Annotated in this window: 15 protein-coding genes and 1 tRNA gene; 7 read left to right on the plus strand and 9 right to left on the minus strand. The window is 62.7% G+C overall.

The genetic code is table 11. The features are described from left to right. A partial coding sequence (locus CHB90_RS23640) for a transposase domain-containing protein (RefSeq protein WP_141135935.1) occupies nucleotides 1-313 on the plus strand: 313 nt, incomplete at its 5' end. Beyond that, on the plus strand, nucleotides 252-689 hold the full coding sequence (locus CHB90_RS23645) for a site-specific integrase (protein ID WP_089280219.1): 438 nt from the start codon (nucleotides 252-254) through the stop codon (nucleotides 687-689). The genes CHB90_RS23640 and CHB90_RS23645, both read left to right, overlap by 62 nt. Nucleotides 690-774: 85 nt before the next feature. Here the strand turns inward: CHB90_RS23645 and CHB90_RS23650 are convergent. Together CHB90_RS23650 and CHB90_RS23655 are read right to left on the minus strand one after the other, a co-directional pair. Next, nucleotides 775-849: transfer RNA gene (locus tag CHB90_RS23650), tRNA-Asn, on the minus strand. 80 nt (nucleotides 850-929) lie between these two features. After that, nucleotides 930-1844 (minus strand): MBL fold metallo-hydrolase, encoded by a 915-nt coding sequence (locus CHB90_RS23655; RefSeq protein ID WP_089280220.1) that lies wholly within the window; start codon nucleotides 1842-1844, stop codon nucleotides 930-932. Nucleotides 1845-1901: 57 nt separating this feature from the next. Here CHB90_RS23655 and CHB90_RS23660 point away from each other — a divergent pair, with 57 nt between their 5' ends. Together CHB90_RS23660 and CHB90_RS23665 are read left to right on the plus strand one after the other, a co-directional pair. Further along, nucleotides 1902-3191 (plus strand): ATP-binding protein, encoded by a 1290-nt coding sequence (locus CHB90_RS23660; RefSeq protein ID WP_089280221.1) that lies wholly within the window; start codon nucleotides 1902-1904, stop codon nucleotides 3189-3191. 163 nt (nucleotides 3192-3354) lie between these two features. Continuing rightward, complete coding sequence (locus CHB90_RS23665) at nucleotides 3355-3648, plus strand: hypothetical protein (protein ID WP_089280222.1); 294 nt, start codon at nucleotides 3355-3357, stop codon at nucleotides 3646-3648. 95 nt (nucleotides 3649-3743) lie between these two features. Here the strand turns inward: CHB90_RS23665 and CHB90_RS23670 are convergent, their stop codons facing one another. Next, nucleotides 3744-5564, minus strand: a complete 1821-nt coding sequence (locus CHB90_RS23670) for an extracellular solute-binding protein (protein WP_089280223.1) — start codon at nucleotides 5562-5564, stop codon at nucleotides 3744-3746. A 385-nt stretch (nucleotides 5565-5949) separates the two neighbouring features. Between CHB90_RS23670 and CHB90_RS23675 the strand changes: the two genes are divergently transcribed. Both CHB90_RS23675 and CHB90_RS23680 read left to right on the plus strand, forming a co-directional pair. After that, nucleotides 5950-6723 carry a 3-hydroxybutyrate dehydrogenase gene (locus CHB90_RS23675; RefSeq protein WP_089280224.1) on the plus strand — a complete coding sequence of 258 codons (774 nt, stop codon included), beginning with the start codon at nucleotides 5950-5952 and terminating at the stop codon, nucleotides 6721-6723. An 84-nt stretch (nucleotides 6724-6807) separates the two neighbouring features. Further along, the gene (locus CHB90_RS23680; RefSeq protein ID WP_089280225.1) at nucleotides 6808-7848 is read left to right on the plus strand and encodes a patatin-like phospholipase family protein; all 1041 of its coding nucleotides are present in this window, start codon (nucleotides 6808-6810) and stop codon (nucleotides 7846-7848) included. Between the two features lie 98 nt (nucleotides 7849-7946). On the opposite strand, the gene CHB90_RS23685 is transcribed toward CHB90_RS23680, so the two are convergent. The 4 genes from CHB90_RS23685 to CHB90_RS23700 all read right to left on the minus strand — a co-directional run bounded on the left by CHB90_RS23685 (nucleotide 7947) and on the right by CHB90_RS23700 (nucleotide 11558). After that, nucleotides 7947-8729: a DUF502 domain-containing protein gene (locus tag CHB90_RS23685; protein ID WP_089280226.1), complete on the minus strand. Its 783-nt coding sequence runs from the start codon at nucleotides 8727-8729 to the stop codon at nucleotides 7947-7949. Between the two features lie 78 nt (nucleotides 8730-8807). Continuing rightward, complete coding sequence (locus CHB90_RS23690) at nucleotides 8808-9722, minus strand: pseudouridine-5'-phosphate glycosidase (RefSeq protein ID WP_089280227.1); 915 nt, start codon at nucleotides 9720-9722, stop codon at nucleotides 8808-8810. After that, a complete protein-coding gene (locus CHB90_RS23695) occupies nucleotides 9719-10615 on the minus strand; it encodes a PfkB family carbohydrate kinase (protein WP_089280228.1) in 897 nt (298 codons plus the stop codon). Before CHB90_RS23695 ends, CHB90_RS23690 begins: the two co-directional genes overlap by 4 nt. 52 nt (nucleotides 10616-10667) lie before the next feature. Beyond that, on the minus strand, nucleotides 10668-11558 hold the full coding sequence (locus CHB90_RS23700; RefSeq protein ID WP_089280229.1) for a LysR substrate-binding domain-containing protein: 891 nt from the start codon (nucleotides 11556-11558) through the stop codon (nucleotides 10668-10670). A 100-nt stretch (nucleotides 11559-11658) separates the two neighbouring features. On the opposite strand from CHB90_RS23700, the gene CHB90_RS23705 reads away from it, so the two are divergent. Continuing rightward, nucleotides 11659-12882 carry an acyl-CoA dehydrogenase gene (locus tag CHB90_RS23705; RefSeq protein WP_089280231.1) on the plus strand — a complete coding sequence of 408 codons (1224 nt, stop codon included), beginning with the start codon at nucleotides 11659-11661 and terminating at the stop codon, nucleotides 12880-12882. A 36-nt stretch (nucleotides 12883-12918) separates the two neighbouring features. Here CHB90_RS23705 and CHB90_RS23710 read toward each other — a convergent pair whose 3' ends face one another. Together CHB90_RS23710 and CHB90_RS23715 are read right to left on the minus strand one after the other, a co-directional pair. Next, entirely contained in the window at nucleotides 12919-13326 is a 408-nt protein-coding gene (locus CHB90_RS23710; RefSeq protein ID WP_089280230.1) for a hypothetical protein, read from the minus strand. Nucleotides 13327-13508: 182 nt separating this feature from the next. Continuing rightward, nucleotides 13509-13778: a delta-class carbonic anhydrase gene (locus tag CHB90_RS23715; RefSeq protein WP_245823355.1), complete on the minus strand. Its 270-nt coding sequence runs from the start codon at nucleotides 13776-13778 to the stop codon at nucleotides 13509-13511. Between the last annotated feature and the right edge of the window lie 99 nt (nucleotides 13779-13877).

Genomic DNA, 13877 nt, shown 5'->3' on the forward strand with positions numbered 1-13877 from the left:
GGCCGAGGCCATTCGCTACGCCCTCGGCCGCATGCCCAAAGCCCGGGCCTATCTGAAAAACGGCCAACTCGAGCTGGACAACAACATCTGTGAGCGGTCAATCAGGCCGCTGACTCTCGGGCGCAAGAATTATCTCTTCATGGGATCGGAAGGTGGTGGCAAGGCTGCCGCGATCGCCTACTCCCTCATCGAAACCGCCCGCATGAACCGCATCGATCCGGAAGCCTGGCTGACATGGGTGCTGGCCCACATTGCCGATCACAAGATCAACCGCATCGACGAACTCGCGCCGTGGAATTGGCAGCCACGTTGAATGTCAACGGCGGTCACGCCGGACGGATACAATCATCCCTCTGTTCCCGAAGTTGCAACACACACTCCAAGACTGGTGTGTACGAACGCCTAGCGTGTATGTGTTCCCCAACTGGGATCATGCCGACCAGGAGTTCCGGCCGTTCACCAGTTTTCAGGCTTTCTGGAAGAACGCCTGCCGCCGCGCTGGCGTAGAAGATGTGCGTATTCATGATCTTAGGCACACCTTCGCCTCTTGGTGGGCACAACGCGGAGGGAACATGGACGCCCTCCGGGAGATGTTGGGACACGCAGATCTCCGCATGGTGGCCCGTTATGCACACCTCAATTCGGACGCACAACACAAAGCCGTGGCAGACCTGAACGACCTGATCTGACACACACCCCACGCAAAAAAGAGGAGAACCTCACACACACCTGACACACACACTCAAGATGATCGTTGACTTTCAGGGGGTTAGTTGGCTCCGGCGGTAGGGATCGAACCTACGACCAATTGATTAACAGTCAACTGCTCTACCGCTGAGCTACGCCGGAACACTTGGGCCGTATAGCAATGTCGAATCCGGGCGTCCAGAGGGTTTTGCCACAATGTTGAGGATTTTTCCGTTGCACCGTCAAACCCTGCGAAACACGGCGTCTGCGGCCAGACCGCCTTCCGGCACGACAAGGGAGTTTTCTGTCAAATCAATAAGATGCGCCAACACGTTGCGGGCGGCGGCGGGCAGCAGCGCTGGCGGAGTGTCAGTGTAAATCCGATCCGCCAGATCGCGGGCGGTGGACGGACCGTCGGACAGTGCGGCGAGGATCGCGGCCTCACGCGCGCGGCGATGAGCAATGAGTTCGGCGAGTCTTGCCGCCGGTTCGCGGATCGGCGCGCCGTGCCCTGCGTGAAACACCGACCAGTGTCGGCCTTGCAACCGGGCCAGCGAGGCCATGAAGGCGGTCAGGTCGCCGTCCGGGGGTGACACCAGAGAGCTTGCCCAGCCCATCACAAGATCGCCGGAGAACAACACATCCCCCCAGGCAAAGCTCAGATGATTGGCCATGTGACCCGGAGTATGCAGCGCCTCGACCCGCCAGTCGCTGCCCTCAATCACATCACCGTCCGCCAGCATCCGATCCGGGACAAACGCGCGATCAACCCCCTCGCCACCGCCCACCAGCCCGCCTTCGGCCAGCGCTTGCATGACCGGGCGGCGACCGGTCTCTGGTGGGCCGAACGCCAGAACAGGCGCGCCGGTTTCATGCGACAAGGCGCGCGCCAGCGGCGCGTGATCCAGATGCGCATGGGTTACCAGAATATGCGTCACCTGTTGTCCGGGGGTGAGCGCGCTCAGGATCGCCTCCAGATGCGCCTCATTCTCGGGACCGGGATCAATCACGGCAATGTCGCGCGTTCCCAGCAGATAGGTGTTTGTGCCCCGAAAGGTCATCGGTGACGGGTTCGGCGCCAGCACGCGGCGCAGCCCCGGTGCCAGATCCTCGGCGACACCGGGTAGGGGGCGAAAGTCAGGCTGCGGGTCAAGCATGGCGGGGTGGTCCTTTTGGCAATGGCAGGCCGGGGCGCTGCGGGCTAGGCTTAGCGCATGACGTTCAACTGGCTCAAACATTATATGCCCCGCAGTCTGTATGGCCGCGCCGCACTGATCCTGGTCCTGCCGGTTGTCACGCTGCAATTGGTGGTATCCATCGTGTTCATCCAGCGCCATTTCGAAGGTGTGACAGTGCAGATGAGCACCGAACTGGCACGCGAGGTGAATCTTGTCGTGGCAGACCTGCCCCAGCGGACGAATGCGACGCGGCTGCGGCTGCGCCCCGTCGCGATCAGTAACGACGCGCTGCCGCAGACCAATTTCCGGCGGTGGTATGATTTCACCGGTCTGGTGGTGATCCGGGAACTGTCCGCCCGTATCCCGGTGCTGGAACGCATCGAACTGCCCAGCAATCGTGAGGTGGTGCTGTTTCTGCGCAAGAACGATGACCTGTACCGGATCGCGCTGGATCGCACTCGCGTGTCGGCGGCCAATCCGCATCAGTTGTTTGTGAACATGGTCTTCTTTGGCGCGCTGATGACGCTGATTGCGTTTCTCTACATGCGCAACCAGTTGCGCCCAATCACCCGGCTCGCCGCCGCCGCAGAGGCGTTCGGCAAGGGACGCAACCTGCGCTATTCCCCTGCCGGCGCCGTCGAGGTGCGCGCCGCCGGTCACGCGTTCCTGGACATGCGCGCGCGGATCGAACGGCATATCGAACAGCGCACCATGATGCTGTCCGGTGTCAGCCACGATTTGCGCACGCCGCTGACCCGGCTGCGTCTGGGGTTGTCGCTGCTGGACGACGAGGACCGAGAGCCGCTGGAGCATGACGTCGAGGAAATGCAGCGGCTGATCGATGCCTTCCTTGATTTTGCGCGCGGCGATGCCGAAGTCGCCGCCTCGGAACGCACTGATCCGTTTGATCTGGTGCGGCGGATTGTCGAGGACGCGCAACGCGGCGGACAGAATGTCGTTCTGGGCGAAATGGTGGGGGAGGGCAGCGTGATGCTGCGGCCCCGCGCGCTGCGCCGCGCGGTCGAGAACCTCGTGGGCAATGCGCGCCGTTATGCCAGCGCCTGTGAGGTTTCGGTGCACCTGACAGATAGGTCGCTGCGGTTGCGGGTCGAGGACGATGGCCCCGGCATCCCCGCCGACAGCCGCGAAGACGCCTTGCGCCCCTTTGTCCGGCTGGACCCGGCGCGCAATCAGGACAAGGGGTCCGGTGTCGGGCTGGGCCTGGCCATCGCCGCCGACATTGCGCGCGCGCACGGCGGCGTCCTGCGGCTGGGCGAAAGTGAGGCCCTTGGCGGGTTACGCGCCGATATCGTCATCGCGCTCTGACTCTGTTCCCGCAGTATTTTCGAAAAATCCAAGTCAGGCGCCTTGTTTTCGCCGCCTCCGGGACACCACTGTGCGGTGCCCATGGGACAGTTTACCGACATCGCGCTGCCCCCTCCGGCGGGCGGCGGTAACAGCCAAATGTATCTTGCCAAGGAGACCTCACATGGCCCTCATGACCTTCGCCGCCGCCGCCGCCGCCGCCGCCGCCGCCATCGGCCTTGCCCCAATCACCACCACCACACCCGATCTGCCTGAGGCATTGTTTCTGGCGCAGGCCCAGCCGTTCATCACCACCCAAGGGGTCGCTGGACCGCAGGGCGATTACATGACCACGCCCAAGGGCTGCACCTATCGCCGCACTCAGGCGCCCGGCCATCCCGCGCGCTGGATCATCGTGCAGAACCCGCATCACATCGGCAGGGCGTCCTCACCCAGCCATTGCAAGGCGATGTTGTAATCCCACCGAGAGCCCCTTGTCGCCAATGAAAAAGCGCGCGGAGGTCGCCCCCCGCGCGCATGGTCGTCTCCTTTGGCCCGATCAGGAGGGCAGGGTCATTTGTCCTCCCACCACCAGACATCGGGCTGAAAGCCCAGCCAGTCGCCATAGATCGGCAGGGTGTCGGGATAGGTCAGTTCCTTGGCGTGGGCGATCCGGCTGACGGCATATCTGTCCTGCACCGGGATCACATAGCGCCCCGTCGTCAGAACCCGGTCCAGCGCGCGCGTCGCAGCCAGAAATCCGTCGCGTGTTTCCGCCCCCAGCAGGGCGTGGATCATGGCATCGACTGCCGGGCTTTTCACACCCATCCAGTTCATCGACCCTTCTTCATCCGCTGCGTCGACCCCCCAATAGCCAAACTGCTCATTGCCGGGGCTCAGCGACATGCCGCGCCGATAGGTGGTCATCTGGAAATCGAACCGTGTGGTGCGTTCCTTGTATTGCGCGGGGTCGATCATGTTCACCTCGGCGGTGATCCCCATGCGTTCCAGTGCCCGGATAAAGATCTCTGCCATAGTGACGTTCTCACCCTGACCCTGTTGCAGCAGGATCTCAAAGGCAAAGGGCACGCCCTCGGCGTTTTTCATCACGCCGTCCTGTACCGTCCAACCGGCCTCGGCCATCAGATCGATCGCCGTGGCAAGGTTCTTGCGGTTGCGCGCGGTGCCGTCCGAGACGGGCAGGGTATAGCCCTCCAGCGCACCGGGCAGCAGGTCATCGGCAAAGGGCGTCAGCAGGTCCTTGACCAGCCCCTCGGCTGGTCCCTCTCGCATCCCCAATTGCGAGTTGCCAAAATAGGAGGTGATGCGCGGCTGCGCGCCGCCGGTCAGCGTGTCGTTGATGTACTCAAAATTGAAGGCGTGGATCATTGCCTCGCGCACACGCCAATCGGCAAATTCAGGCTGCCGCATGTTCATCACAAAGCCGGTGATGCCGGTCGGGCGCTGGTGGCCGACTTCGGACAACACAATGTCGCCGTTTCGGACTGCCGGGAAATCGTATTGTGTCTTCCACTTTTCGGCGTTGGTTTCCCGGATCGTGTTGATGATCCCGGATTTGAACGCCTCGAACAGGGCCGTGTCATCAGCAAAGAATTCCAGTCGGATGGTGTCCAGGTTGTTGGTGCCTTTGCGGAACGGCAGATCCTTGCCCCAATAGTCGGGGTTGCGGGTCAGTTCCACATAGCGGCCGGCCTCGTAGTCGCCGATCACATAGGGGGCCGAACTGATCGGAATCAGATCAAGGCTGGAGTTCTCGAAATCCAGACCGTCCCACTGCGCTTTTTGCAGAATAGGACGCCAGCCGACGATCAGCGCCAGCTCCGGGTTGTCCACGTTGAAGGTAAAGCGCACAGAACGCTCTGCGGTCTGCTCTATGCTCTCGATTTGTCCCCAGAGACCGCGATAGCGCGGGTGCCCTTTGGTGCCCAAAATCTCATAGGACCACATGACGTCCTCGACGGTCACCGGGGCGCCGTCGGAAAACCGTGCCTCTGGCCGCAGGGTAAATTCCACCCATTCCCGATTCGGGCCGGTCTCTATCGATTCGGCAAGAAGACCGTACAGCGCAAAGGGTTCATCCCAATTCCGGCCCATCAGGCTTTCGTAAACCAGAGAGCGCAATTGCCATGGGGCAGAGCCTTTGAGGATCAGCGGATTGAGGCTGTCGTAACTGCCCAACTCGCCTGTGACGATCTTGCCGCCGGTGGGCGCGTCCGGATTGGCGTAGGGGAGCGACACAAAATCCGGTGGAAGCTGCGGCGCACCATACATAACTATGCCATGCTGCGGTTCAGCCCATAGGCAGCCAGCGGACAGAATCGCCCCGACCGCGACGATTTTTGCGGTCAGATTTTGGAAAGAATTTATGTACATTTTGGCAACGATCCTTGTCCGCCCTTGTTTTCTTGAACCCAAGCGTACCGCTGCTTTTACGCCTTTTCAAACTTTTAGCTTGGACTCAAAGTTCGAAACGCTTATAACAAGGGCACTGCTCGATAGGTTTCTTGCCTGTATGAAACCTGCCTCAATGACTGAACCCCGGCCTTGTGCCGGGGTCTTTTTTTGGCCTGTCGTCATGTTCCAATGACAGGCAAACACGCCCTTCAACAGCTGTCTTCGACCATGCGCAGATCATATCCGCGACAACCCGCCGACATGCGATCTCATTTGTGTCGGCGCGCTGTCATTGAGCGGGTGCATACCGTCACGGGCGGCCCTATGCTGCGTATGCAAACACAACAGACATCAGGGGGCACATATGTCGCTTCAGGGAAAGACCGCCGTCATCACCGGATCGAACTCAGGCATCGGACTTGGCATCGCGCATGAGATGGCCAGGGCGGGCGCATCGGTGGTGATCAACTCGTTCACCGACCGGGATGAGGATCACGACCTTGCCAAAAGCATCGCCAAGGAACACGGCGTCGACGTGCGCTATATTCAGGCGGACATGTCCAAGGGCGATGAGGCCCGTGCGTTGATCGAAAAGGCCGGTGCCTGTGACATCCTGATCAACAACGCCGGCATCCAGCATGTCGCCCCGATTGATGAGTTTCCGGTTGCGAAATGGGACGCGATCATCGCCATCAACCTGAACTCGGCCTTTCACACCACGGCCGTTGCCTTGCCGATGATGCGCAAGGCGGGCTGGGGCCGGGTGGTCAACATCGCCTCGGCGCACGGGTTGACCGCATCGCCGTACAAGAGCGCCTATATCGCCGCAAAACACGGCATCGTCGGCATGACCAAGGCGGTGGCGCTGGAAACTGCAGAGGAACCGATCACCGCCAATGCGATCTGTCCGGGCTATGTGCTGACCCCGCTGGTCGAGGCGCAGATTCCCGACACGATGAAAGAATACGGCATGGACCGCGAAACCGTGATCCGAGAGGTCATGCTGAAACGCCAACCGTCAAAGGAGTTCGCCACGGTCGAGCAGATGGGCGGCACAGCGGTGTTCTTGTGTTCCGACGCAGCCGCCCAGATCACTGGCACCACGATCAGCGTGGATGGCGGCTGGACCGCGCTGTGATCTCAAGCGGGCAGGGGGCGGGACACGGTCCCCACCCCTGTTCTGGCCGGTCTTTGAACTAAAGCAAACGATGGAGCACATGAAATGGCAAAGCCGGTGCGGATCAACCTAGCCCTGCAGGGCGGCGGCGCGCACGGTGCCTTTACATGGGGCGTGCTGGACAGGCTGCTGGAAGAGCCGGACATCGAGATTGCCGCCATTTCCGGCACCTCTGCGGGCGCGCTGAACGGCGCAGCGGTCAAGGCGGGTATCGTTAGCGGCGGCGCGCAGGCCGCCAGAGAGAATCTGGATTGGGTCTGGGAACAGATCGGCGCGCTCAAGGACGAGGCTTTGCCGGACTGGATGCAGGCGTGGCTGCCGCAACCGGAACTGATCAGCAAGAGCCTGGAATATTCGCTGCCCTACGCAATGGGCGATGCGATGACGCGGATGATTTCGCCCTACGCCTGGGGGCCACTGTATCGCAACCCGCTGGAACGGATCGTCGAACGGTTGGATTTCGACAAGGTCTGCGCCCACAGTGAGCCGGAGTTCTTTGTTTGCGCCACACAGGTGCGTGACGGCAAGATACGGGTGTTCAAAGGCGAAGAGATCACCACGCAGGCCCTCCTTGCGTCGGCCTGTTTGCCGACGATGTTTCAGGCGGTCGAGTTGAAAGACCCGCTGACCGGCAATATCGAACCGTTCTGGGACGGTGGCTATACCGGCAATCCCGCGCTGTTTCCGTTTTTCGCGCCGCATCTGCCGGATGATGTCGTGGTGGTGAACATCAACCCCTTGTTGCGGGACAAGACGCCCGTCAGCCCGCCGGAGATTCAGAACCGGATCAATGAGATCAGCTTCAACTCGGCGTTGCTGCGGGATCTGCGGGCCATCGAATTTGTGCAGCGCCTGCTGCACAGCGGGGCCTTGCAGGCGGGCAGCATGAAGGACGTGCGCGTTCACATGATCGGCGATGATGCGCTGATGAACTCATTGTCGGTGGCCACCAAATCGGTGCCGGTGCCCACGGTGATCGCGCAGCTGAAGGCCGCCGGGCGGCGGGCGGCGGGGACATTTCTGGAGCATCATCTGAGCGACCTGGGGGCGCGGCAGACGGCCGATCTGCGGGCGATGTTTGGCTGAGGCCCAGCCCCCCTGTCCACGCGTGGACAGGGGGGGCGCACAAGCAAAATCAATGGCTTGCAGAGACGAATTTACAAAGCGTTAGGAAATACGCCCGCTCAGGATGCCTTGCGGAACTGGGCCTCAAGCGCCTGTTTGGCGTCCTGCCCGTTGGGATAGACAAGCCCCGCAGAAATCACCAGCTTGGCCGCGTCCTCCAGAGACATCTCCAGTTCGATCACGTCTTCCTTGGGCAAAAACAGCAGGAAACCTGAGGTCGGGTTGGGGGTCGTCGGAATGAAGATCGACATCAGCTCCCCCTCGGGCAGTACCTTTTTTGCCACCTCGCCCTTGGCCTGGGTCGAGATAAAGCCAATGACCCAGATGCCGTGCCGGGGATATTCGATCAGGCACGCCTTTTCGAAACTCCGCTCACTCTGGGCAAAGATCGTTTCGGCCAATTGCTTGAGGCCGGAATAGATCGACCGCACCACGGGCGTGCGCTGTACCAGGCTTTCGGCAAAGGAAATCATCGACCGCCCGATCAGGCCCTTGGCGATCCAGCCGACCAGCACGGTGAAGATCAGGAAGACGACAACGCCAAGGCCGCGCACGTTGACCTCGATCCGGCCATCGTTGTCGCGGTCCAGCAGGTCAAACAGCCAAGGCAGACGCGGCCCGTCGGGCCCCGTCATCCAGCGGTTGAGCAGCGCGTTGGGCTGGTAGGCATCCGGCACAAAGGGCCAGACAAACCCGTCCACCCAGCCGACAACCGTCCAGATCAGCCAGACGGTCAGGCCGACCGGCGCGATCACGACGATCCCTGTCAGGAAAGAGTTGCGCAGCCGCGTCAGCAGCCCCGATCGTTTCCGAGTGGAGGTCGAGTCAAATGGTGTTGTCATTGCTGGTCCCGGCACGCACCAGATCAAAGTAGGAGGATCACGCGCGCTCTACAATGGGGCGATGCGCATTCGTGGTCTTCAGGCAGGCAGCACGCTCAATTCCTGCGCAATTGCCGCACCCAGCCGGGCGTTGTTCAGGACCAGCGCGATATTGGCCTCGAGCGATCGGCCATCGGACAGCTCATAGATCCGCTGCAACAGGTAGGGGGTCAGATCCTTGCCGGTGATTCCGTGGGTGTCGGCGTCGCGGGTGGCCTCGGCGATGATCGGTGCCAGCGTGGCGCGCGGGATTTCAGCCTCGACGGGAATCGGGTTGGCGATCAACTGGCCGCCGGGCAGGTCAAGCCGCGCGCGCATCCGGTGCGCCTGTGCGATCTGCAACGCGGTGTCGGCGCGCAGCGGCGCGCGCAATCCCGCCTCACGCGACCAGAAGGCCGGCAGCTGGTCCTGTCCATAGGCCATGACCGGCACGCCGAGAGTTTCCAGCACTTCCAGCGTCTTGGGCAGGTCGAGGATGGCCTTGGCCCCGGCGGCCACCACGGTGACGGCGGTCTGCGCCAGTTCCTGAAGGTCGGCGGAGATGTCAAAGGAGTTTTCCGCGCCGCGATGCACGCCGCCGATGCCGCCGGTGGCGAACACCTCGATCCCGGCGAGCCGTGCGGCGATCATCGTGGCGGCGACGGTGGTCGATCCGGTGCCGCCGCGCGCCATGCAGACGGCCATGTCGGCGCGCGACAGCTTGGCCACCTGACGCGCCTGCGCCAGCTGTTCGAGTTGCGCATCCTCCAGCCCGATGCGCAATTCGCCGTCCATGACGGCGATGGTGGCGGGGGTGGCCCCGGCGTCGCGGATGGTGGACTCGACCCGGCGGGCGACCTCAAGGTTCTGCGGCCAGGGCATGCCATGGGTGACGATGGTGCTTTCCAGCGCGACAACGGCGCGACCGGCGTCAAGCGCCTCGGCGACGGCGGCAGAGCGGGTGAACTGGGTCATGTGGAAACATCTCCGGAAACATAGGTGGCGGCGGCGTCCAGCGCGCGGCGCAGGGCCTCCGGGCGGTCATGCCCGGCGCGCTCAGCCGCGATATGCGCCGCCATGAAGGTATCGCCCGCCCCGGTGATGCGCGTCACGGTGACGGCAGGCGGGGTGCGCGTGACGGTCTGGTGGGCACAGGTGTCGCAGCAGGTGTTGCCGCCGTGGGTGACCACCGCGCGCACCGCCCCGTGCGCCACAAGGGTGGCGGCGGCCTGCGCCGCACTGGTGAACGGCTCTGCGCAGAGCAGGCAGGCCTCTTCGAGATTGACATACAGCGTGCCGCGCCCGGCGCGTAGAAAGGCCTGTAGCCGCGTCGCCTTGCCCGGGCTGGCGGGGGCAATCCGCAGGTCGGCCTGCGCAAAGGCGGGATGGGCCGCGATGTCCGACAGCAACGCCTCTGTCAGGTTGCCGTCCAGCGCGATCAACCCGGTGTAGGGCCGGTCCGGCGTGCCCAGTGGGCCGTCGATCAGCGGGGCAAGGATGCGGATGCCCGCCGCCTCCAGCGAATGGGCGTCGGCGATGGCGGCGACCAGACCGCCGGGGGCCTCGATCGCCATGTAACGATCCGTGGGCAGGTCGTCGGCAAAGGTCAGATGGGTGGTGTCCAGACCCAGCGCGCGGCATTGCTGCGCCAGTTCGGCCCCTTCGGCATCGCGGCCCACCACCGACAGCAGCGCGGGGCGTACCCCAAGTCCCGCCAGAGTCATGGCGATGTTCAGCGCGACGCCACCGGGGACACGGGTGATGCGCCCGGGCTTGTCATTGCCGGGCAGCATCGGGTCCGCGCACCGGCCGATCACGTCCCAGAGGACGGAACCGATGCAGAGAATATCCGGGTCATGGGTTGTCATAGGGATTGGTTTTGGCCCGAAGGGCAGGGCGGCGCAACCCGCATCCGCGCTGTCATCGCGGCAACAGGTCGTCTTCGTCGGCGCACAGGGCCAGCCAGTCGCGAAACTCGCGCAGCGCGGGCGGCATCACGCGGTCGGCGGGCCAGACAAGGTAATACGCCCCCAATGAGACCGGCGCGGCGAGGTGCGCAGGCCGCAGGGTGCCTGCCGCGCGTTCCGCCGCGCTGAGGTAGTCGGGCAGCAGCGCCACGCCGAGGCCGTGCAGCGCGGCCTGAAGGATGGCGGTGAACTGGTCGAAGCTGGCCCCGGGCAGCGGGCCGGGCGGCAGGCCTTGCGCGACAAACCAACCGGCCCAGGCCTCTGGCCGGGTCTGGATGTGCAATAGCGGCAGGCGGCGCAGCGCCTCCAGCGACACCGGACCGTCGGGCAGCAGATCGGGCGCGGCCAGCGGCTGCACGGTCTCTGTCATCAGCCGCAGGTGATGGGTGTCGGGCCAGTCCGGTGTTCCGAAATGGAGCGCCGCATCAAAGGGTTCGGCGGCAAAGCTGAAAGGGCGCAGCCGGGTGGTCATGTTCACCGTCACCTCTGGATGGCGGCGGGTGAAATCCGGCAGGCGCGGCACCAGCCAGCGCATGCCAAAGCTGGGCAGGATCGCAAGGTTCAGCGCGCCGCCCGTCGGGTCCATGCGCAGCGCCATCGCCGCCACGGTCAGCCGGTCCAGCGTCTCGCGCACCGTCGCGGCAAAGGCGCGTGCCTGAGGTGTCAGGCGTAACGCCCTGTTTCCACGTAGAAAAAGCGATGCGCCCAGTTGATCCTCCAGGGTCTTGAGCTGTCGCGAGACGGCGCTTTGCGTCAGGTTCAGCTCCTGCGCGACGGCGGTGGCGCTGCCCAGACGGTCCAGAGCCTCTAGCGCGCGCAAGGCGGGCAGGGATGGCAGATGCATTCCGATTCCTCATGAATTCCTGCGATATTGTCGTTTTTCCATTCCGCTTGCGCAAGCTATACTGCGCTCAACAGGACATGAGGAGCCCGCCATGAACGAGATGACTGACCCAAAACCGACCCTGAAACCCAAGGACGCGCCGGATCTGGCCGGGTTCGACTGGCAAGACCCGTTCCGGATCAACGACCAGCTGACCGAAGAAGAGCGCATGCTGGCCGAGGGCGCGCGCAGCTTTGCGCAAGAGAAACTGGCGCCTCGCATAATCGACGCCTTTGCACAGGAAACCGTCGATCCCGGCATCTTTGCCGAGATGGGCGACATGGGCCTGCTGGGCATCACCGTGCCCGAGGAATACGGCGGGTTAGGCAGCTCTTACGTCTCATACGGCCTTGTCGCGCGCGAGATTGAGCGGGTCGATTCCGGCTATCGGTCGATGATGTCGGTGCAATCCAGCCTGGTGATGTACCCGATCTATGCCTACGGGTCGGAAGAGCAGCGCAAGAAATACCTGCCGAAACTGGCCAGCGGGGAATGGATCGGCTGCTTTGGCCTGACCGAACCGGACGCGGGCAGCGATCCCGGCGCCATGAAGACCCGCGCCGAAAAGATCGACGGCGGCTATCGGCTGACAGGCTCCAAGATGTGGATTTCCAACAGCCCCGTCGCGGATGTCTTTGTGATCTGGGCCAAATCCGACGCCCATGACGGCAAGATCCGCGGCTTTGTGCTGGAGAAGGGCGCCAAGGGCCTATCAGCGCCCAAGGTGGCCAACAAACTCAGCCTGCGCGCCTCTGTCACCGGCGAAGTGGTGATGGAGGGTGTCGAGGTCGGCGAAGAGGCGTTGTTACCACATGTTCAAGGGCTTAAAGGGCCTTTTGGATGTCTCAACCGGGCCCGCTATGGCATCAGCTGGGGCGTTCTGGGCGCGGCAGAGTTCTGCTGGCACGCGGCGCGGCAATACGGTCTGGACCGCAAGCAATTCGGCAAACCACTGGCGCAAACACAGCTGTTCCAGAAAAAACTGGCCGACATGCAGACCGAAATCGCGCTGGGGCTGCAAGGCTGTCTGCGGGTCGGTCGCCTGATGGATGAGGCGCAGGGCGCGCCCGAGATGATCTCGATCCTGAAACGCAACAACTGCGGCAAGGCGCTGGACATCGCCCGGATGTCGCGGGACATGCACGGCGGCAACGGCATCTCGGGCGAATTCCAGGTCATCCGCCACATGATGAACCTGGAAACCGTGAACACCTACGAGGGCACCCATGATGTGCACGCCCTGATCCTGGGTCGCGCGCAGACCGGCCTGCAGGCGTTTTTCTAACGCCCTGTCAGAAACTTACGGCGCGCGGCGCAGGGGTCACTTGAACCGATCGGGGATCTCGATCGGGGAGAGGATCAGCGCCGTGCGGCCATCGGTGTAGTAGGCCTGCGTCTTGCCGTCGCCAATGTCCTGAAGCGTGAAACAGTTCTCACTGTTGTCGCGGAAGTTCAGATACCGGGTGCAATAGGTGTTGTCCTCGATTCGGTAGCTGCCGGGCTCATCCTTGGGCGGGGTGCCGTCCGGACCGGCCATCCAGAGGGTCGAGGTGCCATCGGCATGGTACACCACGCTGGCGACGGGGGCGTTGGTTTCGGGATTGATACCCTGATACGCCTTTCCAGTGATGTAGTCGGCCATTGCAGCGGCATCTATCATGTCTTGCGCCACGGCGGGCTGGGCCAGACCCAAGGCAAGGGCGGTCGCAGCGATAAAATGTCGTTTCATTGAAATCTCCCGTTAGAGTTGTTTCCGGCGCAGTTTGACGCCAATGGAGCCAGAGGCAAGAACAGATGTTGGCCTGAGCGGGAACCGACATCCATAACTCCTATAATCAGTATTATGTAAATATTGGGCGTGCCCAAAGTGCCTTTTGGACACGCCCTGTATCCGACTATCCGCTCATCACATCAGTTTGCGATCAGCGACAACAGATCCGGGTTCATGACAAGATTGCGAACCCCATGCGCATGGTCCTCATCAAAAGCGTTGTCCTCCAACCACTTACCGACCGATGTGATATCAATCCTGGCCACTTGTGGACGCACGTTCCACGTCACCTGAAACGGCGACGCCTCTTCGTTGTAGCCCGGTCCGGTTGTCGATCCGGCATACAGCACAGCCGCCCCAAGGGTCGTTGGCAAGTTGGGCGCCTGGTACAATCCGTCGATCTTTGTCACCTGGGTATCCGTCCGGCGTGACCGCCGTTGACATTCAACGTGGCTGCCAATTCCACGGCGCGAGTTCGTCGATGCGGTTGATCTTGTGATCGGCAATGT

Source organism: Antarctobacter heliothermus (assembly GCF_900188425.1).
GTDB classification, from domain to species: Bacteria; Pseudomonadota; Alphaproteobacteria; order Rhodobacterales; family Rhodobacteraceae; genus Antarctobacter; species Antarctobacter heliothermus.

Coding starts and splice junctions, on each gene's coding strand:
- CHB90_RS23690 (WP_089280227.1), bottom strand. CDS start 9,722: ATGACCCAGTTCACCCGCTCTGCCGCCGTCGCCGAGGCGCTTGACGCC.
- CHB90_RS23665 (WP_089280222.1), top strand. CDS start 3,355: ATGGCCCTCATGACCTTCGCCGCCGCCGCCGCCGCCGCCGCCGCCGCC.
- CHB90_RS23685 (WP_089280226.1), bottom strand. CDS start 8,729: ATGACAACACCATTTGACTCGACCTCCACTCGGAAACGATCGGGGCTG.
- CHB90_RS23660 (WP_089280221.1), top strand. CDS start 1,902: ATGACGTTCAACTGGCTCAAACATTATATGCCCCGCAGTCTGTATGGC.
- CHB90_RS23705 (WP_089280231.1), top strand. CDS start 11,659: ATGACTGACCCAAAACCGACCCTGAAACCCAAGGACGCGCCGGATCTG.
- CHB90_RS23655 (WP_089280220.1), bottom strand. CDS start 1,844: ATGCTTGACCCGCAGCCTGACTTTCGCCCCCTACCCGGTGTCGCCGAG.
- CHB90_RS23700 (WP_089280229.1), bottom strand. CDS start 11,558: ATGCATCTGCCATCCCTGCCCGCCTTGCGCGCGCTAGAGGCTCTGGAC.
- CHB90_RS23680 (WP_089280225.1), top strand. CDS start 6,808: ATGGCAAAGCCGGTGCGGATCAACCTAGCCCTGCAGGGCGGCGGCGCG.
- CHB90_RS23695 (WP_089280228.1), bottom strand. CDS start 10,615: ATGACAACCCATGACCCGGATATTCTCTGCATCGGTTCCGTCCTCTGG.
- CHB90_RS23710 (WP_089280230.1), bottom strand. CDS start 13,326: ATGAAACGACATTTTATCGCTGCGACCGCCCTTGCCTTGGGTCTGGCC.
- CHB90_RS23670 (WP_089280223.1), bottom strand. CDS start 5,564: ATGTACATAAATTCTTTCCAAAATCTGACCGCAAAAATCGTCGCGGTC.
- CHB90_RS23675 (WP_089280224.1), top strand. CDS start 5,950: ATGTCGCTTCAGGGAAAGACCGCCGTCATCACCGGATCGAACTCAGGC.